This window comes from Paraburkholderia lacunae, from assembly GCF_003353175.1.
Classification (GTDB): Bacteria; Pseudomonadota; Gammaproteobacteria; order Burkholderiales; family Burkholderiaceae; genus Paraburkholderia; species Paraburkholderia lacunae.
The window spans coordinates 1-19,881 of sequence record NZ_QHKS01000029.1; the positions used below are offsets into that span (position 1 = coordinate 1).

At 63.2% G+C, this 19,881-nt stretch carries 22 protein-coding genes; 16 read left to right on the forward strand and 6 right to left on the reverse strand.

Features of this window, described 5'->3' with window-relative positions:
- A partial coding sequence (locus tag DLM46_RS31445) for an aldehyde dehydrogenase family protein (RefSeq protein ID WP_115107513.1) occupies positions 1–501 on the reverse strand: 501 nt, incomplete at its 3' end.
- Between the two features lie 381 nt (positions 502–882).
- Between DLM46_RS31445 and DLM46_RS31450 the strand changes: the two genes are divergently transcribed.
- The 4 genes from DLM46_RS31450 (at position 883) to DLM46_RS31465 (ending at position 4,873) form a co-directional block, all read left to right on the forward strand.
- The gene (locus DLM46_RS31450) at positions 883–1,797 is read left to right on the forward strand and encodes a GNAT family N-acetyltransferase (protein ID WP_115107339.1); all 915 of its coding nucleotides are present in this window, start codon (positions 883–885) and stop codon (positions 1,795–1,797) included.
- A 6-nt stretch (positions 1,798–1,803) separates the two neighbouring features.
- Positions 1,804–2,730, forward strand: coding sequence for a 2-hydroxyacid dehydrogenase (locus DLM46_RS31455; RefSeq protein ID WP_115107341.1), 927 nt, complete (start codon positions 1,804–1,806; stop codon positions 2,728–2,730).
- A gap of 196 nt (positions 2,731–2,926) precedes the next feature.
- Positions 2,927–4,324 carry an aspartate aminotransferase family protein gene (locus tag DLM46_RS31460; protein WP_115107344.1) on the forward strand — a complete coding sequence of 466 codons (1,398 nt, stop codon included), beginning with the start codon at positions 2,927–2,929 and terminating at the stop codon, positions 4,322–4,324.
- A gap of 51 nt (positions 4,325–4,375) precedes the next feature.
- Positions 4,376–4,873 (forward strand): Lrp/AsnC family transcriptional regulator, encoded by a 498-nt coding sequence (locus tag DLM46_RS31465; protein ID WP_115107346.1) that lies wholly within the window; start codon positions 4,376–4,378, stop codon positions 4,871–4,873.
- A 53-nt stretch (positions 4,874–4,926) separates the two neighbouring features.
- On the opposite strand, the gene DLM46_RS39675 is transcribed toward DLM46_RS31465, so the two are convergent.
- Complete coding sequence (locus tag DLM46_RS39675; protein WP_165848089.1) at positions 4,927–5,124, reverse strand: hypothetical protein; 198 nt, start codon at positions 5,122–5,124, stop codon at positions 4,927–4,929.
- 182 nt (positions 5,125–5,306) lie between these two features.
- On the opposite strand from DLM46_RS39675, the gene DLM46_RS31475 reads away from it, so the two are divergent.
- The gene (locus tag DLM46_RS31475) at positions 5,307–6,005 is read left to right on the forward strand and encodes a winged helix-turn-helix domain-containing protein (RefSeq protein WP_115107352.1); all 699 of its coding nucleotides are present in this window, start codon (positions 5,307–5,309) and stop codon (positions 6,003–6,005) included.
- A 76-nt stretch (positions 6,006–6,081) separates the two neighbouring features.
- Here DLM46_RS31475 and DLM46_RS31480 read toward each other — a convergent pair whose 3' ends face one another.
- Positions 6,082–6,402 carry a hypothetical protein gene (locus DLM46_RS31480; RefSeq protein ID WP_115107354.1) on the reverse strand — a complete coding sequence of 107 codons (321 nt, stop codon included), beginning with the start codon at positions 6,400–6,402 and terminating at the stop codon, positions 6,082–6,084.
- 13 nt (positions 6,403–6,415) lie between these two features.
- A complete protein-coding gene (locus DLM46_RS41360; RefSeq protein WP_425274034.1) occupies positions 6,416–6,940 on the reverse strand; it encodes a DUF2866 domain-containing protein in 525 nt (174 codons plus the stop codon).
- 88 nt (positions 6,941–7,028) lie between these two features.
- On the opposite strand from DLM46_RS41360, the gene DLM46_RS31490 reads away from it, so the two are divergent.
- Both DLM46_RS31490 and DLM46_RS31495 read left to right on the forward strand, forming a co-directional pair.
- On the forward strand, positions 7,029–8,675 hold the full coding sequence (locus DLM46_RS31490) for an ATP-binding protein (RefSeq protein ID WP_115107359.1): 1,647 nt from the start codon (positions 7,029–7,031) through the stop codon (positions 8,673–8,675).
- Positions 8,676–8,679: 4 nt separating this feature from the next.
- Entirely contained in the window at positions 8,680–9,378 is a 699-nt protein-coding gene (locus tag DLM46_RS31495) for a response regulator (RefSeq protein WP_115107361.1), read from the forward strand.
- A gap of 131 nt (positions 9,379–9,509) precedes the next feature.
- On the opposite strand, the gene DLM46_RS31505 is transcribed toward DLM46_RS31495, so the two are convergent.
- A complete protein-coding gene (locus tag DLM46_RS31505) occupies positions 9,510–10,442 on the reverse strand; it encodes a LysR substrate-binding domain-containing protein (protein WP_115107363.1) in 933 nt (310 codons plus the stop codon).
- Positions 10,443–10,566: 124 nt separating this feature from the next.
- Between DLM46_RS31505 and DLM46_RS31510 the strand changes: the two genes are divergently transcribed.
- The 4 genes from DLM46_RS31510 to DLM46_RS31525 all read left to right on the forward strand — a co-directional run bounded on the left by DLM46_RS31510 (position 10,567) and on the right by DLM46_RS31525 (position 14,595).
- Complete coding sequence (locus DLM46_RS31510; RefSeq protein WP_115107365.1) at positions 10,567–11,649, forward strand: tartrate dehydrogenase; 1,083 nt, start codon at positions 10,567–10,569, stop codon at positions 11,647–11,649.
- A 97-nt stretch (positions 11,650–11,746) separates the two neighbouring features.
- Positions 11,747–13,219 carry an NAD-dependent succinate-semialdehyde dehydrogenase gene (locus DLM46_RS31515; protein ID WP_115107367.1) on the forward strand — a complete coding sequence of 491 codons (1,473 nt, stop codon included), beginning with the start codon at positions 11,747–11,749 and terminating at the stop codon, positions 13,217–13,219.
- Positions 13,220–13,239: 20 nt separating this feature from the next.
- Positions 13,240–14,217, forward strand: a complete 978-nt coding sequence (locus DLM46_RS31520; RefSeq protein ID WP_115107515.1) for a M14 family metallopeptidase — start codon at positions 13,240–13,242, stop codon at positions 14,215–14,217.
- Between the two features lie 33 nt (positions 14,218–14,250).
- Entirely contained in the window at positions 14,251–14,595 is a 345-nt protein-coding gene (locus tag DLM46_RS31525; protein WP_115107369.1) for a cupin domain-containing protein, read from the forward strand.
- A gap of 67 nt (positions 14,596–14,662) precedes the next feature.
- Here DLM46_RS31525 and DLM46_RS31530 read toward each other — a convergent pair whose 3' ends face one another.
- Positions 14,663–15,481 (reverse strand): alpha/beta fold hydrolase, encoded by an 819-nt coding sequence (locus tag DLM46_RS31530; RefSeq protein WP_115107372.1) that lies wholly within the window; start codon positions 15,479–15,481, stop codon positions 14,663–14,665.
- Between the two features lie 517 nt (positions 15,482–15,998).
- On the opposite strand from DLM46_RS31530, the gene DLM46_RS31535 reads away from it, so the two are divergent.
- From DLM46_RS31535 to DLM46_RS31555, 5 genes are all read left to right on the forward strand, one after another.
- Positions 15,999–16,331 carry a type II toxin-antitoxin system RelE/ParE family toxin gene (locus DLM46_RS31535; protein ID WP_115107374.1) on the forward strand — a complete coding sequence of 111 codons (333 nt, stop codon included), beginning with the start codon at positions 15,999–16,001 and terminating at the stop codon, positions 16,329–16,331.
- Entirely contained in the window at positions 16,318–16,605 is a 288-nt protein-coding gene (locus tag DLM46_RS31540) for a helix-turn-helix domain-containing protein (RefSeq protein WP_115107377.1), read from the forward strand. The genes DLM46_RS31535 and DLM46_RS31540 overlap by 14 nt, the downstream gene beginning before the upstream one ends.
- 325 nt (positions 16,606–16,930) lie before the next feature.
- Entirely contained in the window at positions 16,931–18,343 is a 1,413-nt protein-coding gene (locus tag DLM46_RS31545; protein ID WP_115107379.1) for a cytochrome ubiquinol oxidase subunit I, read from the forward strand.
- 60 nt (positions 18,344–18,403) lie between these two features.
- Positions 18,404–19,408 (forward strand): cytochrome d ubiquinol oxidase subunit II, encoded by a 1,005-nt coding sequence (gene cydB, locus DLM46_RS31550; RefSeq protein ID WP_115107382.1) that lies wholly within the window; start codon positions 18,404–18,406, stop codon positions 19,406–19,408.
- Positions 19,383–19,562, forward strand: coding sequence for a hypothetical protein (locus DLM46_RS31555; RefSeq protein ID WP_115107384.1), 180 nt, complete (start codon positions 19,383–19,385; stop codon positions 19,560–19,562). The genes cydB and DLM46_RS31555 overlap by 26 nt, the downstream gene beginning before the upstream one ends.
- Positions 19,563–19,881: the final 319 nt, after the last annotated feature.

A 19,881-nucleotide genomic window follows, 5' to 3' on the forward strand; every position in this document is an offset into this window, starting at 1 on the left:
CCACGGTGCGATCGCGCCGATCACGCCGTACGGTTCGGCGATCGTCATGCCGAGGTGGTCGTGATCGGTCGCGGCCACGTCGCCACCCAGCTTGTCGGCGAACTCCGCGTAGAAGCGGATGCCTTCGGCGGTGAACGGCACGTCCCAACCGATCGCCTGGGCGATCGGGCGGGTCGAGCCGAGCGCTTCCAGACGGCCCAGCGTCAGCGCATCGGCTTCGACCAGATCGGCGAAACGGCGCAGGATCTTCGCCCGCTCGCGCGGCGCCATCCGCGCCCAGCCGCTCTTGCGGAACGCCTGCCACGCATTCTCCACTGCGCGATCCACCATCGCCGCGCCGGCGAGCGGCACCGAAGCGTAGATCACACCGTCCGAGGGGCGCGCCACCTCGATACGGCGCTCGCCGCCGTTCACGCCCGTGTCGACATCTTCATCGACATACTGGCCGCCGATGAAGTGCCCGCTGCGAACCGCGACGTCGTCCGGATTGAAACTGTCCATGAGAAAGGTTTCCTGAGTGGCTTGCCGATCGCCTCGGGCAGTGCGCCTGAACGGCACCGCCGGCATGACGAAATCGTAGGGCCACGCGCGCGGCATATGTCGCCGACAAAAATCGCCGTTCAGCAGATCACGCTTGTTATGGACGTCCGGACCAGGCGTTTTGCGTCGAACTTCGCTGCGGGGCCGGCGAACGGCCGTGATAAAAAGATCGTCCTAGTCACGCTGCGCGCCGGATGACAAAGTGACGGCGTAAGTCTTCAGCCATTCAGCAACTAACTTGCATGGGACCGGAGTAAGTGCTTTGCATGGGTCCGGAGTAAGCACTTTGCGCTAACTCCCGCCGACAGCTTTGCACTAACTCCGATCAACAGGGAGTACGGCGTGTCCGAACCGATTACCTACAGACGCTTCACCAACGACGATATCGCCGCCGCGCACGCGCTGACAGTCGAGCTGAAATGGCCGCATCGCGCGGACGACTGGAGATTCGTCGCGCAACTCGGCATCGGTTTCGTCGCGGAAGACGCGAGCGGCGTGATCGGCACGGCGCTGTGCTGGAAGTTCGGCGCGGACCGGGCCTCGCTCGGCATGGTGATCGTGTCGCCCGCGCAGCAAGGGCGCGGCATCGGCAAAAAGCTGATGGAGCTGGTGCTGAAGGAACTCGGCGGCCGGGTCACGTTCCTGCACGCGACCCCCGCCGGTCAACCGCTGTACGAGAAGCTGGGCTTTCGCGCGGTCGGCACGCTCGACCAGCATCAGGGCGCGGCGTTCCAGCCGCCCCTCGTTTCTCTGCCGCCGGGCGAGCGTCTGCGCCCGCTCGGTTCGAGCGACACGGCGCGGCTCGTGGAACTGGCGTCGCAGGCGAGCGGCCTCGATCGCGGCGAAGTGTTGCCCGCGCTGTTGAGCTGCGCCGACGGCATCGCGCTCGACCGCGACGGCGAGCTGGTCGGCTTCGCGCTGTTTCGCCGCTTCGGGCGGGGTTTTGCAATCGGACCGGTGGTCGCACCCGGGTCGGCGGACTCGAGCCGCGCCAAGGCGCTGATCAGCCACTGGCTCGCGCTCAACGAAGGCGTGTTCGTGCGGATCGATACGCCGGGCGAGAGCGGTCTGACTGAATGGCTGGAACAGCTGGGGCTGCCGCGCGTGGATACGGTCGTGAAAATGGTCCGCCATGCCGCGCCGGGCGGCGCGGCTAATTCAACAACCCATGCAGCCAATGCGGCCTACGCCACCAAGGCAGCCGGCGAGGACGCGTCTTGTCTGCAGTTCGGCATCATCAATCAGGCGATCTGCTGATTCACCATGGCCTTCCTCTATAAAGCCGACCCGGCGCGCGGCGCGCAATGGGCCAAGCTGTTCGCGCAAAAAGCCCCCGATTTGCCGTTCCACCTCTGGCCGGATTTCGGCGACCCGGCCGCGATCCGCTACCTCGCCGCCTGGCTGCCGCCCGACGACCCCACGCGCATCTTCCCGAATCTCGAAGTCGTGTTTTCGGTCGGGGCCGGCATCGATCAGTTCGATCTGTCGGGCGTGCCGGCCCATGTCCCGGTCGTGCGGATGATCGAGCCGGGGATTGTCGAAGGCATGGTGGAATACGTCACGCAGGCCGTGCTGACGATTCATCGCGATCTGGTCGACTACGGTCTTCAGCAACAGCAGCAGGTCTGGCGGGAACAGCCGGTGAAGCCGGCCGGCGAGCGCCGGATCGGCGTGCTGGGATTGGGCGTGCTCGGCACCGCGGTGCTGCAACGGCTGCGCCTGTTCGGCTTCGCCTGTGCGGGCTGGAGCCGCTCGCCGCGCGAGATCGAAGGGGTCGATTGCCATGCGGGCGACGACGCGCTCGCCGGGTTTCTCGCCCGTACCGATATCCTGATCTGCCTGCTGCCGCTGACGCCCGCCACCCGCGGCCTGCTCGACGCAAAGCTGTTCGCGAAGCTGCCGCGCGGCGCGTCGCTGATCCAGACCGGACGCGGTCCGCATCTGAATCAGCAGGATCTGCTGGCGGCGCTGGACAGCGGCCACTTGCAGAACGCGATTCTCGACGTCACGGACCCCGAGCCCTTGCCCGCCCGCCATCCGCTGTGGACCCATCCGCGCGTGCGGATCACGCCGCATATCGCCAGCGCCACGCGCCCCGACACGGCCGTCGACGTGGTGCTGGAGAATCTGCGCCGGCATCGCGCCGGCCTGCCGATGCTCGGTCAGATCGACCGGACCCAGGGATATTGAACAGACATTGAGGGAACCTCGGGCGCGGCATGGCCGGGCCGCCTCCGCTTTTCAGCGTTCGCAGCAGAAAATGCTGAGCACGTGCAGCAAAACGCGTGGCGCGCGCTTTTCCGGCAATTGTTTAGGTGAGCGGGCACTCGTCGCAGATCAGTAGTATGGAACGGTCAACAGCTCCTTCCCGCGACGAGAAACCACCATGCCGATTCATTCGCTCATCGAAGCCGACCGCAAGCATCTGATTCACCCAGTCATCAACTACCGCGCGCACGAGGCTCGCGGCGTCACCGTTCTCGACTCCGCCAGCGGCGCGTTCCTGCGCGACGCGGCCGGCAACGAGCTGCTCGACGCGTTCTCCGGCCTGTGGTGCGTCAACGTGGGTTATGGCCAGCAGAGCATCGTCGAGGCCGCCACCGAGCAGATGAAGAAACTGCCCTACGCGACCGGCTATTTTCATTTCGGCTCGGCGCCGGCCATCGAACTGGCGGAAAAGCTGGTCGAGGCATCGCCCGCTTCGTTGCAGCACGTGTACTTCACGCTCGGCGGCTCGGATGCAGTCGACTCCGCCATCCGTTTCATCACGCATTACTTCAACGCGACGGGGCGGCCGGCGAAGAAACACATCATCGCGTTGCAGCGCGGCTACCACGGCTCATCGTCGATGGGCGCGGGGCTCACCGCGTTGCCCGCGTTCCATCGCAACTTCGATCTGCCGCTGCCGAACCAGCATCATCTGCCGTCGCCGTACGCGTACCGCAATCATTTCGCCGACGACGCCGCGCTGATCGCCGCCTCGGTCGCGGCCCTCGAAGCGAAGGTGGCGGAGCTCGGCGCAGATAATGTCGCGGCCTTCTTCTGCGAACCGATTCAGGGCTCGGGTGGCGTGATCGTGCCGCCGGTCGGCTGGCTGAAAGCGATGCGCGAAGCCTGCCGCAAGCTCGGCATCCTGTTCGTCGCGGACGAAGTCATCACGGGCTTCGGCCGCACCGGTCCGCTGTTCGCGTGCCAGGGCGAAAACGTCGAACCGGATCTGATGACCGTGGCGAAAGGACTGACCGCCGGCTATGCGCCGATGGGCGCGGTCTTGATGTCTGACGAAATCTACCAGGGCATTGCCGACGGCGACGCCGAAGCGATCGTCGGTCACGGCCACACGTACTCGGCGCATCCGGTCAGCGCGGCGATCGGCCTCGAAGTGATGCGCCTGTATCACGAGGGCGGCCTGCTTGCCAACGGCGTGGCGCGCGCCCCGCGTTTCGCCCGCGGCCTGGATGCGCTGCTCGAGCACCCGCTGGTCGGCGACTCGCGCCATCGCGGCCTGCTCGGCGCGCTCGAACTGGTTGCGGATAAGGACAGCAAAACGGGCTTCGATCCTGCGTTGAAACTGTCCGACCGGATCGCTGCCGCCGCGTATGAAAACCGCCTGATCTTCCGCGCGTTTGGCGACAACATTCTCGGCTTTGCACCGGCGCTGTCGTACACCGAGGCGGAGTTCGATCTGATGTTCGAGCGACTCGAAAAAACCCTCGACGACGTACTCGCGCAAGCCGATGTCCGGGCCGCTCTCAGGGACAAAAGCCATGTCGCTGCGTGCTAGAGTAGAGGGTCCTTCGACCCATTCATCCATCGCCGGAGCGATAACGTTACGATGAGCAGCGACTGCAAGCTGGACCGGATTGACCTGCGCATACTTTCACAGTTGCAGAAGAAAGGCCGCATAACCAACGTCGAGCTTGCCGACGCGGTCGGCCTTTCGCCCAGCCCTTGCCTGATCCGGGTCAAGCGCCTGGAGAAGGCCGGCTACATCATCGGCTACGGTGCGCAGATCCGGCTCGAAAAGCTCGGCGACGTGCAAATCGTGTTTACCGAAGTCACGCTTGCCGATCATCGGCGGGAAGACTTCATCAAGTTCGTCAACGCGATTCGCGACGTCGACGAGATCGTCGAGTGTCATCTGGCGAGCGGCGGCTACGACTATCTGCTGAAGTTCGTCACGCGCAGCGTGAGTCACTATCAGAGCATCATCGAAGGTTTGCTGGAGCGCGATATCGGCATCGAAAAATACTTCAGCTACGTGATCATCAAGTCGCCGTTCGTGAAGAGTCACTACCCGCTCGAAACGCTGTTCTCGCAGAACCACAATTAATGCACTTAGCCTGACCTTGAAAGCCCGCGCTCGTTGCATGAGGACTGCGGGCATCATGCGCGCCATTCAGCGGCGTTCTTAGCGGCGTTCTTAGCGGCGTTCTCAGCGGCGTTCTCAGCGGCGTTCTCAGCGGTCTTCTCAGCCACCCTCTCAGCGGCGTTCTCAGCGGCATACTCAAGCCCCCCGCTCGACCCGAATCGTTTCCCGGTCCGTCCCACGCTCCGCATTTCGCCCTCCTGCTCCGAATTCACAAAGTCTCCTCAATATCGCCATTGTTGCTCCCGCTTTCCTACCTATCATTCGCCCATCATCGATGGCGACCGCGTACGGTCCGCTTTTGAGTTCGATATGTCGTTCCAAAGTGGCGAATTGCTGAACGTGGCGCTCGCCCAGACTGCACCCGTGGATTTCAGTTGGGAGGTAATGCGGATTTATGACTATCAGCCTTCTTGTCGTCGAGCCGGACCCGTCAGCCCGGGATCAGTTGCGCTTTCACCTTCAGAAGAATCAGATCGCGCTCTCGGTACTGTATAGCGCGTCTCAGCTTGTCAGTCGGGTGGAACTGGAATGTCCGTCAGCGATTCTCCTGCGCGCCGAGTCGCCGATGATCGAGGCGCGAGAGGCGCTTCGGGAGCTGCGCCTGGCAGGCTACGACATGCCCGTATTCGTGCAAAGCACCTCCGACGAAATCGTCGACAAAATCGTCGCTTTCGAATTGGGTGCGGACGACTATATCGTCGACCCGATCAATCCGCACGAACTGACCGCCAGGATCAAGCGCGCCGTGCAACGCTGCAACCGCACGCTCTGCGATGCGCCGGAGATTCGCGAGAAGGTTTCGTTCGGCGGTTACCAAATCGACTTCACCACACGACGTCTGATCAGGAACGGTCGCGAAATCTCGTTGCGATCGGGCGAGTTTGCCTTGCTCAAGCTGTTCGCAAGCAATCCGATGCGGGTATTGACGCGCTCGATGGTCAACAGCCAGCTAGGAAGGGCCGAAAGCCAGAAGGGCAGTCTGGATGTGGCGGTCTGCCGCCTGCGCGGCGTGATAGAGGCAGATCCGTCCGCTCCGAGGTTCATTCAGACATTGCGCGGACGCGGCTATATGTTCGTGCCGTCGCCAGAGTAGCCATGCCTCACATGAGGCAGGACGAAGCGTGTGCGACCAGGATCGCACACGCTTGCGCGCATGCCGCCGCACAGCGCTATTCTCGATCTTCCGCCACCGCCAGCCGTGTCAAAGGCAACGTGATCGCGGCGTCGATCACATCGAAATAGTCGAGATACGGGTCACTGGTCGCAGCCAGGAGGCCGCCGAACCCGTAGTGGAAATCCGCCGCAACGATCGGCCTGAACCCCGACGCATAGTGGGCGCTCGACATGCACTCGTTCAGATCGTCCGCGACGCTCTCGAAGGCGCTGCCATTGTCACGAGTGAGAGCATCGATGCTGTCGAGGCGCAAACCATGGCGGATCACAGGACAACAGATCGATGCGGCGGCCAGGACGACTACGAGGATGCGCATAGATGAAACCAGTTCAGCCGCGTCGCAGACGCACGCGGCCCGCAGGCGTGCCGGGGTCGTCCGTCAGGGTGTGACGCTGGCCGTTGCGGTGCATACGCACGCGCTCCCTGATCTCCGCCGCGGTAGCGGCGCCTCGCACGGCAATACAGGAGTACTCGCCGTTGCGATCGATCCACTCCACGATCCTGCAGCATTCGCCCCATGGTTGGATGAGTGGCGCAGAAACGCGGCAGCCGCGTATCTTCACCACGTCTGTAAGCCGTGGCGCGCTAACACCGCTGTCAGCCTTGCCGCGCGTTCTGGCAGCGGCGGCTGTGTTTCGGCCGGGCCGGAAACCGCGCGACACGGCACGGTTCACAGGTGAGGGGACTTGCATGGGAATGCTCCACTGACGGAACTGACCACAGGACACGGCCTCTTTGTCAGGCCACCGTAAAACTGCCATGCCATCGTATCCAGACATCGCGCAGACACGACGAAGAAAGGAAGGAGAAGTTATGGAGATTCTCCGGAAACTGCGGATCGACACGGCCTTCATCTAGAATTCGGCCATGCAAAGCGAAACTATCCGCACTCGTCCGAGCCTCCCGTTCAGGTCCATGCTCTCTCACGCGCGGCAACAGCGAATGAAGGTGCGCTTTGGCATTACCTGGAAAATGTTCCTCGCGGTATTGGTCGCTTGCCTGGCAATTTCCGTAACGATGGGCTACGCCGTGCGCGTGAGCTTCGAAAACGGCTTCCTGCACTATGTGCGGGAGCGCAACTCAGGGCGCGTCAAAGCCGTCATGGCGAAGGTCACGGCGGAATACGCCGCTCACGGCAACTGGAATTTCCTGCGCGAGCATCCCGACGCATGGCTCGCGCTGCTGGATGGCGCCGCACACGACGCCCTGCGTGAAGAACTCGCCGCAGCGCAGTTGGGCAAGCTGCCGGCCTGGAGAACTTTCCCCGGCAGCGGCAGCGTTCAGCAACTGCTCGGGCCGCTCTCGGGCCCGTCCGAAGGACCGCACTGGGGCATGCGCCTGCCGCAGGGTCCGCCGCCGTCCAATCCGGGCATCATGATGGAGCGTGACCGTGTGTCCGCGAGCGGTGTCGCGGGCGGCGACAACAGCTATGAACGGCCTCCCCCGTCGCCCTCGTCGCCGCCGTCGAATGACGGCACGCCCCGCGGCACGTCGCCCGATGGTCCGCCCGCCACACTCTACGACGCCAGCCGCGAACTCGTGGCGAGCAGCGGCCAGCCTGCGCCGCCCGGCAGTCCGATGCGACCGGTTGTCTATAACGGCAAGGTAGTGGGCTGGCTCGCCGCGAACGGGCCCGACTCCCTCTCGGACGCGGCCGACATCGCCTTCCAGGCGCAGCAGATGCGCTCGACCTGGGAGATCGCAGGCGTTGCTGTGGTGCTCGCGGCGCTAGTCGCGCTGGTCCTTGCGCGCATCGTTCTCGCGCCGGTCAAGCGCCTGATGAACGCGACCCACCGCCTTGCCGGCGGAGACTACACGACACGGGTGCCGGCTGGCAGACGCGACGAGCTTGGCAGGCTTGCGTGCGACTTCAACGTATTGGCCGATTCGCTTCACAAAGCCGAGCGCTCCCGGCGCGATTTCATTGCCGATATTTCACATGAGCTGCGCACGCCGCTCGCGGTGCTGCGCGGCGAGCTGGAAGCCATAGAAGATGGCGTGCATGTATTCGACCGCGATTCGCTCACTTCACTGCAAGCCGAAGTGAACATGCTCAACAAGCTCATCGAGGATTTGTACGAGCTGTCCCTGAGCGATGTCGGCGCACTCAGCTATCGCAAAACGCCGACCCAGGTCGGGCAACTGGCGCGGGCTTCGATCGAGGCCATGCGGGAGTCGTTCAAGGCAAAACGAATTGCGCTCGACCTTGACTGCATGCCGGAAATCGCCAGCACGAGGTTCGCGGTCGACGCCGCACGTTTCGTTCAATTGCTGAAAAACCTGCTGCAAAATTCGTTGCGTTACACCGATCCGGACGGCCACGTACGCGTGTCGCTTTCGCAGAGCGCCGGCGGTTGGCAACTGGACGTGCAGGACTCGCTGCCCGGTGTGCCCGAGGCCGCGCTCGACAATCTGTTCGACCGGTTCTATCGGGTGGACGAATCACGCAGCCGTCAGAGCGGTGGCGCCGGTCTGGGCCTCTCGCTGTGCCGCGCTATTGTGACGGCGCACGGCGGCACGATCGACGCCAAAGCCTCGCCTCTCGGCGGCGTCTGGATCACGGCCCGCTTTCCGCCTGAAGGAGGCTGACATCATGACCGACGGGCGCGCTTCGCACATCCTGATCGTCGAGGATGAACCCAAACTCGCCGCCGTACTCGAAGCTTATCTGCACCTCGACGGCTTCAGCACCACGACCCTCGACGACGGCCATAGCGTGATGCCGTTCATTCGCTCGACGCCGCCGGCGCTGATGCTGCTCGATCTCATGCTGCCCGGGCGCAACGGCATGGATATCTGCCGCGAGCTACGGCAATTTTCGGCATTGCCCGTCATTATCCTGACCGCTCGCATCGACGAAATCGACCGTCTGCTGGGTCTCGAGATCGGCGCCGACGATTACGTCTGCAAGCCATTCAGCCCACGCGAAGTGGTTGCGCGCGTCAAGGCGATCCTGCGCCGCGCGACGCCTGCCGCCGTGGCCATGGACGGTTCGACACAAGCGCCACGCGGCCTCGAGGTCGACGAGCAGTTTCATCATGCTTTACTCGACGGCAAGGAGCTCAAGCTCACGCCTTTGGAATTGCGGCTCCTCGCGCTGCTGATGAAATCGCCCGGGCGCATCTTTTCTCGCGACTATTTGCTGAGTCATCTCTACGCGGATCACCGGGTGGTCACCGACCGCACCATCGACAGCCATATCAAGAACCTGCGTCGCAAGCTGCAGGGAGCGCGGCCGGACAGCGAGCCGATCGCGTCGGTATACGGCGTAGGTTACCGTCTGGAAATCTGACCGGGTTCAGTTGCGAGCGCTATGGCGCAGCCTTTCGCTGCCTGGCCCGCCTGATCCGCCTGATCCGCCTGGTCCGCCTGGTCCGCCTAGTCCGCCTAGTCCGCCTAGTCCGCCTAGTCCGCCTAATCCGCCTAATCCGCCGCCGTTGTCCCGGACGGCGGACTCCAATGCGCGAATTCCTCGCTCAGAAAGTCGACGCACACCCTCACCTTCGCCGATTGCGCGAGCCGCGCCGGATACACGGCCCACAGGTTCGCGGGTTGGGTCACGTCGGGAAGAATCTGCTGCAACTGGCCGCTTTCGAGCAGCGGCCGCACGTCCCACATCGAGCGCAGCACAATCCCGCGGCCGGCCAGCGCCCATTGCACGGCCACTTCGCCGTGATTGGTGGACAACGGCCCGGTGACCTTGATCGATACCGTCTCGCCGCGCGTGGACAGACGCCAGAGACCGAACGGATGATCGCGCTCCTTGATCGCCAGACACGCGTGCGCAGACAGGTCGGCGAGTTGCCGCGGCGTGCCGTGCCGCGCGAGGTAATCGGGCGACGCGCACAAGACCCGGTGATTCGACGCGAGCCGCTTCGCGATCAGATGCGCGGCGATTTCGTCGCCGATCCGGATATCGAGGTCGAAGCCCTCGCCGCCCACGTCGACGAGGCGGTCGAACAGATCCAGCCGCACGCTCAGCTGTGGAAAGCGGTCCGAGAAACGGGCGAGCGCGGGCGCTACGAAGCGGCGGCCAAAGCCGAAACTGCTGGAGATGCGCAACTTGCCGGCCGGAATGCGGCGGGTGGTGGAGACGTCTTCCACGAGCTGCTCGACGTCGTCGAGAATTTTTTCGGCCCACGTGTAGACCCGCTCGCCCGCCTCCGTGATCGCGACTCGCCGCGTGGAACGGTGCAGCAGTTTCGTGCCGAGTGTAGTCTCGAGCACGTTGATTCGCTTGCTGACGTACGCCGCCGACACCGACAAAGCCTCGGCCGCCGCGCTGAAACTCGATTTGCGCGCCACCTCGCAAAACACGCGCAAATCGCCAAGATCGGGTGCTGGGACGGTATTCATAGGCTCTTTTGTTTGTACACGAATCGTGCACAGTGGCTTAACTAAAGCAACCATTTTAAGCTCAAATAGCAGGAATAAAATAGTCACTGTCGAAACGTATAAAGCCCCATGGAGGAGCAGGAACATGTCGAAGAAATATCGCATCGCCGTCATCCCCGGCGACGGCATCGGTGTCGAAGTGATGCCGGAAGCCATCCGCGTGCTGGACATCGTCGGCAAGCGCTTTGGCATCGAAATGGAGTACCAGCACATCGAATGGGCGAGCTGCGAGTACTACGCGAAGCACGGCCAGATGATGCCGGACGACTGGAAAGCCCAGTTGCAATCCGCCGACGCGATTCTGTTCGGCGCGGTCGGCTGGCCCGACACAGTGCCCGACCACGTCTCGCTGTGGGGTTCGCTGCTCAAGTTCCGGCGCGAGTTCGATCAGTACATCAACCTGCGCCCCGCCCGTCTCTTTGCGGGCGTGCCTTCGCCGCTCGCCGGGCGCAAGGCCGGCGACATCGATTTCTGGATCGTGCGCGAGAACACCGAAGGCGAATATTCGTCGGTGGGCGGCGTGATGTTCGAAGGCACGGAGCGCGAGTTCGTGCTGCAGGAATCCGTGTTCACGCGGCACGGCAGCGAGCGCGTGCTGAAGTTCGCGTTCGATCTTGCCCAGCGGCGCGAGCGCAAGAAGATCACCGTCGCGACGAAGAGCAACGGCATCGCCATCAGCATGCCGTGGTGGGACAAGTGCGCGGCCGGCATCGCGGCGCAGTACCCGGACGTGACGTGGGACAAGCAGCACATCGACATTCTCTGCGCGCGTTTCGTGCTGAACCCGGATCGCTTCGACGTGGTGGTGGCGACCAACCTGTTCGGCGACATCCTGTCCGACCTCGGTCCGGCCTGCACCGGCACGATCGGCCTCGCGCCCTCGGGCAACCTGAATCCCGATCGCAAGTTTCCTTCGCTGTTCGAACCGGTGCACGGCTCGGCGCCGGATATCGCCGGCAAGAACATCGCCAACCCGATCGCGATGATCTGGTCGGCGGCGATGATGCTCGACTTCCTCGGCCATCACGCGGGCAAGGAACGCGAGGCGCACGACGCGATTCTGGCAGCGATCGAAGCAACGCTGGTCGAAGGCCCGCATACCGGCGACCTCGGCGGCAAGGCGAGCACGACCGAGGTCGGTCAGGCGATCGCGGCGAGGCTGGCCTAAACAAACCTGAGCAAAACTGGGCAAATCTGAGCACAACTGCGCAAAGCTGCGCAGCGTTAAGCAAGGTCGAGCAATTGGGGAATCTTGAGGAACCGTTATGGCACGTACTTTTGAACTGAGCGAACTGATTCGCTCCGACAATTTCATCGACGGGCGCTGGACGCCGGCGCAAGAAGGCGCGCGCTTTGCCGTCACCGATCCGGCCACCGGCAAGACGGTCGCCGAGGTGGCCGACAGCAGCCCCGCCGACGCGCGCGCCGCCACCGACGCCGCGGCCCGCGCGCTGCCGGCCTGGCGCGCGTTGCTGCCGAAAGAACGCGCGGCGATGCTGCATCGCTGGCATGCGCTGATCGTCGCGAATCAGGAAGCGCTCGGCGCGCTGATCTCGCTCGAACAAGGCAAGCCGCTCGCCGAAGGTAAAGGCGAAGTGGCGTACGGCGCATCGTACGTCGCCTGGTTCGCCGAGGAGGCCACCCGCATCTACGGCGATCTGATTCCGCAGCAGCAGCGCGGCAAGCGCATGACGGCCGTGAAGGAACCGATCGGCATCGTCGCGGCCATCACGCCGTGGAACTTCCCGCTCGCGATGATCGCGCGCAAGATTGCGCCGGCGCTCGCCGCCGGTTGCACGGTGGTGGCCAAACCCGCCGAAGATACGCCGCTGACCGCGTCCGCCCTCGTCCTGCTCGCGCACGAAGCCGGCGTGCCGGCGGGCGTGCTGAACCTGATCACCGCGTCGCGCGATCACGCGGTCGCCACCGTCGCCGACTGGCTGCACGATGCGCGCGTGCGCAAAATCACCTTCACCGGATCGACGCCGGTCGGCAAGTATCTCGCGCGCGAATCGGCGGAAACGCTCAAGAAGCTTTCGCTGGAACTGGGCGGCAATGCGCCCTTCATCGTGTTCGACGACGCGGATCTCGACGCCGCCGTCACCGGCCTGCTCGCGGCGAAATTCCGCAATGGCGGTCAGACCTGCGTGTGTCCGAATCGCGTGTACGTGCAAGCGGGTGTGTACGAGCGCTTTGCCGGCATGCTGGCCGAGCGTGTCGGTGCGCTGAAGGTCGCGCCCGCCACCGATCCCGCCGCGCAGATCGGACCGATGATCAACACGCGCGCGCTCGACAAGATCGCCCGCCACGTCGACGACGCGGTATCCCACGGCGCGCGCGTGCTGACCGGCGGCAAGCGCCTGCCCGAACTGGGCGCGCACTATTACGCGCCCACCGTGCTCGCCGACGCCACCGCGGACATGCAGTTGAACTGCGAAGAAACCTTCGGACCGATCGTGCCGCTGTTCCGTTTCGAAGACGAAGCGCAAGCCGTTCAGGCCGCCAACGACACGCCGTTCGGCCTCGCCGCGTATTTCTACAGCGAAAGCGTGAAACGCATCGACCGCGTGTCGCGCGCGCTCGAGGCTGGCATCGTCGGCATCAATGAAGGCGCGGTGGCGAGCGAGGCTGCGCCGTTCGGCGGCGTCAAGGAATCGGGCTACGGACGCGAGGGCTCGAAATATGGTCTGGACGACTATCTGTCGATCAAGTACCTCTGTCAGGGCAATCTCGAATGAGCACGGACATGAGCACGGATATGAGCACTGCGGCCTATCCCATCGAGGTCGAATTCCCGGACATTTCGGCGCATGAACACTCGTCGTCCGGCATAGCCTACGTCCATACGTTCGACTCGGGCGTGCCCGGAGCGCATGTGATGATCAACGCGCTGACGCACGGCAACGAGGTATGCGGCGCGATCGTCGTGGACGAATTGCTGCGCCGTGGCCTGAGGCCACGGCGCGGACGCCTGACGCTGGCCTTCGCGAACGTCGCCGCGTATCGCAGCTTCGATTCCGCGAGGCCCGACGCGGCCCGCTTCGTCGATCAGGACTTCAATCGCGTGTGGACCGCCGCGGTGCTCGACGATACGTCACGTACATCCAGCGAACTGGCCCGCGCGCGGCAAATGAGACCGGTGCTCGACAGCGTCGACGCCCTGCTCGATCTTCATTCGATGCATGAGAAAAGCGCGCCGCTGATCGTGTCGGGACCGTTGCAGAAGGGGATTGATCTCGCAGTGCAGCTCGGCACGCCAGCGACGGTGATCTGCGACGAAGGTCATCCGGAAGGCCGCCGGATGCGCGACTACGAAGGCTTCGGTGATCCGGACAGTCCGAAAAACGCGCTGCTGATCGAATGCGGCCAGCACTGGGAGCAGAGCGCGGTTGCGGTCGCGCGCGACACGACCGCGCGCTTTCTGCTGCTGGCGGGCGTGGTCGACGAAACGGATCTGCCGGCCGGCTGGATTGCTCCGCTGCCGGCCAGTCAACACGTCGTGCGCGTCACGCAACCGGTGGTGGCCGAGAGCATGGATTTTCGCTTTGCGGCGCCCTACACCGGGCTGGAAATTCTTCCGCAGGCCGGCGCCGTGATCGGCTGGTCGAACGGCGAACCCGTGCTCACGCCGTACGACAACTGCATGCTCGTGATGCCGTCGCTGCGGCAACTGCGTCCGGGCGTCACCGTCGTGCGGCTGGGCAAGGTCGAACAAACCATCGCAACCGGCCAGTGAGCCGGCTCCCGCACATTCAAAGGCAACGTGAGCATGAAGGTTCAACACATCAAACAAAGCGTGAATCTGCCGAACCTCGAGGATTGGGGCACGGCCGGACTGCCAGGCACGACGCCGATTCAGGTGTCGGGCGTGCAGCGCGTGATCAAGGGCAGCGAATCCATCGACACCGGTATTTTCGAGTGCACGGCGGGCACCTACCCCCGTTCAGTGAAGCAGGCCGAAGTGATGCACTTTCTGGCGGGTCGCGGACGCTTCACGCCGGACAACGAAGAGACCGTGCATTTCGAAAGTGGCGACACGTTGTTCTTCGAAGCCAACACGGAAGGGCTTTGGGAAGTCGAAGAGACCATGCGCAAGGTCTATGTGATTTTCTGAAACCGTTGCTGCGCGGCCGTACGCTCTGCTGCGCACGGCCGCGCCCGCTTTACCTTGCTCTTCGTGACTAGCCCAGAAATTCAAGCAGATCGGCATTCACCTTATCCGCCTCGACCGTGCACATACCGTGCTGGCCACCGGGATAGACCTTGAGTGTCGCGTTCTTCACGATCGTTGCCGTCTTGCGGCCCGCCGCATCGATCGGCACGATCTGGTCGTCGTCGCCGTGCAGCACCAGCGTCGGCACGTCGATCTTCTTCAGATCCTCCGTGTAGTCGACTTCCGAAAACTGCTTGATGCAGTCGTATAGCCCCTTGATCGAGCCGGCCATGCCCTGGGCCCAGAACGAATCGATCACGCCTTGCGACACCTTCGCATTCGGACGGTTGTAGCCGTAGAACGGCAGCGCCAGGTCCTTGAAAAACTGCGAGCGATCATCAACGACACCTTTGCGGATACCGTCGAACACCTCGATCGGCAAGCCGCCGGGATTCGCCTCGGTCTTGAGCATCAGCGGCGGCACTGCGCCGATCAGCACGGCCTGCGCAACGCGCTTCGTGCCGTGGCGGCCAATGTAGTGCGCGGCTTCGCCGCCACCGGTCGAATGGCCGACCAGCGTCGCGTCCTGCAGGTCGAGGTGTTCGATCAGCGCGGCCAGATCGTCCGCGTAGGTATCCATGTCGTTGCCATCCCACGGCTGACTCGAACGGCCATGCCCGCGCCGGTCGTGCGCGATCACCCGAAAACCCTTGTGGCCAAGGAACAACATCTGCGCATCCCAGGCGTCCGCGGACAATGGCCAGCCATGCGAGAAGACAACCGGACGGCCGCTGCCCCAGTCCTTGTAGAAAATCTGCGTACCGTCTTTCGTGGTGATCGTGCTCATCTGTCAACTCCTGTTGGGCTGAAGTCTGCCGATGCCGGCAGGTGGATGAAGCGGGACTCGATGCGGCCGTTCGATGTTCGGGCCGCACGCTCATACAAGCTTGACACCGCATGTACACATTTTTTGTGACGCGGTGGCTAAGCACCGAAGCGGTTCGTGTGGTGTTCGGAAATGGCTATTCGAATGGCGGCGCCGTGACCGTTTCAATGGACGTTTCAGGGCGTATTTCAGCCGCCGGCTAGCTGCTTGCATGGTAGGAGCAAACCATCCCATCGGCTAGCCGACAGACTGATACAAAGTCCGCTTTGACGGAGTTATTGTCTTGCCAAGGCGAACCGGCTCAGTCGATTCATAGCGGCCCTCCTTCAGCCATCCTCCCGACGTTCGATTCCCGGCCTTGTCATGTCTCCAATGCTGCCGGTCTTCGCTGATCCGCAGCAAAAACCGGCAGCGGTTCCTCAGAGCCGGTCGGACACCGGCTTGCGGGTTAATAACATATTTGTTACTATGGATATCAATGGCATTTCTGATCGACTTCTACAACGAAAAAGTCAAAGTGAACGTTGCCTCATTGCCGAAAACGTTGCTGGCGCGCTTTCTCGCGCTGGCCGATCGGATGGAGCAATACGGTCCGAATCTCGGCGAGCCGCACACCGCGTCGATGGGCGGCGGTTTGTTCGAGATGCATCTGAAAGGCGCCGAGGGCATTGCCAGAGTGTTCTACTGCGCGATAGCGGAACGCAAGATCGTCATGCTTCACTGCTTCTTGAAGAAGTCGCAACAAACGCCGCGCAATGAGCTGGACGTAGCGCGCAAAAGACTGCAGGTGATTAAAAATGGCAACCTATAAGGCAATGCGTGAACGGGCACTGGCGGACCCGGAGGTACGCGCCGAATACGAGCGGCTGAACCGCGAAGAATTTGCGCTGCTCGATCAGATGCTGGCAGCGCGGCGCGATGCCGGTCTGACTCAGGCACAGGTCGCCGAACGCATGGGCACGAAGGCGCCCGCCATCACCCGGCTTGAACGGGCGCTCGCATCGGGGCAGCACTCGCCTTCCATCGACACGTTGCGCAGGTACGCGGCCGCATGCGGCAAGCAACTGTTTATCTCGATCGCGTAGCCGGCGCACGCCACGATGAAACACCAGTTCATCTGTGGGCCGACGGGCGCGAACTACGTTGTTGCAGCGCGGTCGATTGACGCAGTTGTCACTTCAAGCGGTGTGAACGAGCGCAAGCGCGTATTCATGAAAACTTGATACCCATCAATGCTTTAGCGTCTCGAAAATCTGATTCGGCACAAAACAACGCGGTTTTTTGACGCACGTCGCGCCGCAGCAAAAAGTTCCGCCATCCCCTACTCTTGCGTCATCTGCCAAGCGCAGTGCGCACCGACAACGGTCGACGCGCGTAGTCCGCTCCCGGGCATCACGCAACCTCACGCTCATGAACTCCGCACTCACGGCATTCGACCTCGCCCGCATCCAGTTTGCGTTCACCGTTTCGTTTCACATCGTTTTTCCGGCACTGAGCATCGGCCTCGCCAGCTTCATCGCCGTGCTCGAATGGCGCTGGCTCAAAACCGGCAAGGCGTACTACAAAGATCTTTGCCTGTTCTGGTCGAAGATCTTCGCAGTCGCCTTCGGCATGGGTGTCGTCTCCGGCGTGGTGATGAGCTATCAGTTCGGCACCAACTGGTCGGGCTTCTCCAGTTTTGCCGGTCCCGTCACCGGACCGCTTCTGATGTACGAAGTGATGACGGCGTTCTTCCTCGAAGCGGGCTTCCTCGGCATCATGCTGTTCGGCTGGCAGCGCGTGAGTCCGCGCGCTCACTTCGGCGCGACGCTGATGGTGGCGATCGGCACACTGATCTCGACCTTCTGGATCCTCGCCTCGAATAGCTGGATGCAGACGCCGCAAGGCTTCGAAGTCGTGAACGGCCGCGTCGTGCCGCTCGACTGGTTCAAGATCGTCTTCAATCCGTCGTTCCCGTACCGGCTCGCGCACATGGCGCTGGCGGCGTTCATCGTCGCGGGGCTGGTGGTGTCGGCGGTGGGCGCATGGCATCTATTGCGAGGGCGGCGCGATCCGGCCGTCAAGAAGATGTTCTCGATGGCGCTCTGGCTGCTGCTGATCCTCACGCCGATCCAGGCGTTCGTCGGCGATCAGCACGGTTTGAACACGCGCGAATATCAGCCGGCCAAGATCGCCGCGATCGAAGGTCTGTGGGAAACCGAGAAAGGCGGCACCGCGCTGAATCTGTTCGGCATCCCGGACATGCAGGCGGAAACCACACGCTATGCGGTGTCGGTTCCGCATCTCGGCAGCCTGATCCTCACCCATAGCTGGGACGGCGAGATTCGCGGCCTGAAGGAATTCCCGCCGCAAGACCGGCCGAACTCGACGGTGGTGTTCTGGAGCTTCCGCATCATGGCCGGGCTCGGCGTGCTGATGATCCTGATGTCGGTAACCGCGTGGGCATTGCGCCGCGGCGACAGACTGTTCGAAGCGAAGTGGTTCCAGCGGCTCGCCATCGCGATGGGCCCGACCGGCTTCATCACGCTGCTGGCCGGCTGGGTCACCACGGAGGCAGGCCGTCAGCCGTGGGTGGTGTACGGCGTGATGCGCACGTCGCAGGCGGTGTCGCCGCTCACCACGCAACAGGTCGGCATCTCGCTGATGGCGTTCGTGCTCGTCTACTTCCTGGTGTTCGGCACCGGCATCTACTACATGCTCAAGCTGATGCGCTCGGGTCCGGCACTGCCGGGACAGACGCCGCACGGCGTGCCGGAGCACTCGCCGGATGGGACCGCACGCCGCCCGCTGTCGGCCGCCGATCAGCTGATCGATGTCGCCTGACCGTAACGGCTTCACTACCCGCTTCACTACCTGCTTCACTACCCGCTGACGAGATAAAAAATGGACGTAACCGTGGTGTGGGCCGCGATCATCGCGCTGGGCCTGTTCATGTATGTGGTGCTCGACGGCTTCGATCTGGGCATCGGCATCGTATTTCCGTTCTTCCCCGATGAAAAGGAACGCGACCTGATGATGAACACGGTCGCGCCCGTGTGGGACGGCAACGAAACCTGGCTGGTGCTCGGCGGCGCGGGTCTGTTCGCGGTGTTCCCGGCGGTGTATTCGACGGTGCTGTCCGCGCTCTATCTGCCGCTGATCTTCATGCTCGCGTGCCTGATCTTTCGCGGCGTGTCGTTCGAGATTCGCGCCAAGGCCAAGCGCACGAAGCATATGTGGGATCTGGCGTTCATCGGCGGCTCGGCGGGCGCGGCGTTCTTCCAGGGCATCGTGCTGGGCGCCTTCCTGCAAGGCATTCCGGTAGTCGACGGCGCCTATGCCGGCGACGCCTTCGGCTGGCTCACGCCGTTCAGCCTGCTGACGGGTCTCGGCCTACTCGTCACCTATGCGCTGCTCGGCTGCTGCTGGCTGGTGGCGAAAACCGAAGGCGATCTGCAACGCCGCCTGCATCGCGTGGTGTGGCCGCTGACGATCGTGCTGCTCGGGTTCATCGCGATAGTCAGCCTGTGGACGCCGCTGCAAGATCCGAACATCGCGCAACGCTGGTTCGACGACGGCCTCTTCTACCGCCTGCTGCCGGTGCCGTTCCTCGTGGCCATCTGCGCGTTCTTCATGCATCGCGCGGTGCGTGAACGGCATCACAACACGCCGTTCGTGCTGGCACTGACGCTGGTGCTGCTGGGCTACGCCGGGCTGCTGGTGAGCCTGTGGCCGTATGCGATTCCGTCGAGCATGACGCTCTGGCAAGCGGCCGCGCCGCGTTCGAGCCAGATGTTCACGCTGGTCGGCGCGGCGGTGATTCTGCCGATCATCATCGGCTATACGACGATGGGTTATTGGGTATTTCGCGGCAAGGTGCGTCATGGCGACCAACATCACTATCACTAAGCAGGCGGGCGGCCATGCCGCTCGCCCATCTTCGCGCAAACTGCCCGGCTGGCTGTGGTTCATTGCGCTGTGGTGCTTCGGCGTGGCCTCGGCGATGTCGCTCGGTTTCGCATTCAAGCTTCTGATGAACGCGACCTTATTCGCCGTCAGGTAGATGCCTGTTTTGTGCGATTTCATCCGGTCTACATACCCTTCGGGATCCTGTGTGTGGACGGCTTCAAAAAAGGAGTGTGCGGCTCGTCTACCTAGCAAGCCGGAACCTACGCGCGGGAGACCTACCTTACCCAGAACGCTGGTCCATCGAACCAGCCGGCGATCGTTCAGAGAATCACTGAGAGTCATTGAGAGTCAGTTGAGCGGCAACCCGCAAGGCGCGCCGTGTCACCGATCGGCATATGATCGCGGGGTAGCAGGCGATGACGCGATGCACAGGGAGCGGCCTCCGCCTTCAAGGAGGCTCGCAGCAAAGAAAG

Coding starts and splice junctions, on each gene's coding strand:
- DLM46_RS41360 (WP_425274034.1), bottom strand. CDS start 6,940: ATGAAGGCCGTGTCGATCCGCAGTTTCCGGAGAATCTCCATAACTTCT.
- DLM46_RS31505 (WP_115107363.1), bottom strand. CDS start 10,442: ATGAATACCGTCCCAGCACCCGATCTTGGCGATTTGCGCGTGTTTTGC.
- DLM46_RS31535 (WP_115107374.1), top strand. CDS start 15,999: ATGGCATTTCTGATCGACTTCTACAACGAAAAAGTCAAAGTGAACGTT.
- DLM46_RS31475 (WP_115107352.1), top strand. CDS start 5,307: ATGACTATCAGCCTTCTTGTCGTCGAGCCGGACCCGTCAGCCCGGGAT.
- DLM46_RS31520 (WP_115107515.1), top strand. CDS start 13,240: ATGAGCACTGCGGCCTATCCCATCGAGGTCGAATTCCCGGACATTTCG.
- DLM46_RS31530 (WP_115107372.1), bottom strand. CDS start 15,481: ATGAGCACGATCACCACGAAAGACGGTACGCAGATTTTCTACAAGGAC.
- DLM46_RS31480 (WP_115107354.1), bottom strand. CDS start 6,402: ATGCGCATCCTCGTAGTCGTCCTGGCCGCCGCATCGATCTGTTGTCCT.
- DLM46_RS31510 (WP_115107365.1), top strand. CDS start 10,567: ATGTCGAAGAAATATCGCATCGCCGTCATCCCCGGCGACGGCATCGGT.
- DLM46_RS31555 (WP_115107384.1), top strand. CDS start 19,383: ATGGCGACCAACATCACTATCACTAAGCAGGCGGGCGGCCATGCCGCT.
- DLM46_RS31495 (WP_115107361.1), top strand. CDS start 8,680: ATGACCGACGGGCGCGCTTCGCACATCCTGATCGTCGAGGATGAACCC.
- DLM46_RS31490 (WP_115107359.1), top strand. CDS start 7,029: ATGAAGGTGCGCTTTGGCATTACCTGGAAAATGTTCCTCGCGGTATTG.
- DLM46_RS31540 (WP_115107377.1), top strand. CDS start 16,318: ATGGCAACCTATAAGGCAATGCGTGAACGGGCACTGGCGGACCCGGAG.
- DLM46_RS31460 (WP_115107344.1), top strand. CDS start 2,927: ATGCCGATTCATTCGCTCATCGAAGCCGACCGCAAGCATCTGATTCAC.
- DLM46_RS31515 (WP_115107367.1), top strand. CDS start 11,747: ATGGCACGTACTTTTGAACTGAGCGAACTGATTCGCTCCGACAATTTC.
- DLM46_RS31545 (WP_115107379.1), top strand. CDS start 16,931: ATGAACTCCGCACTCACGGCATTCGACCTCGCCCGCATCCAGTTTGCG.
- DLM46_RS31455 (WP_115107341.1), top strand. CDS start 1,804: ATGGCCTTCCTCTATAAAGCCGACCCGGCGCGCGGCGCGCAATGGGCC.
- cydB (WP_115107382.1), top strand. CDS start 18,404: ATGGACGTAACCGTGGTGTGGGCCGCGATCATCGCGCTGGGCCTGTTC.
- DLM46_RS31525 (WP_115107369.1), top strand. CDS start 14,251: ATGAAGGTTCAACACATCAAACAAAGCGTGAATCTGCCGAACCTCGAG.
- DLM46_RS31465 (WP_115107346.1), top strand. CDS start 4,376: ATGAGCAGCGACTGCAAGCTGGACCGGATTGACCTGCGCATACTTTCA.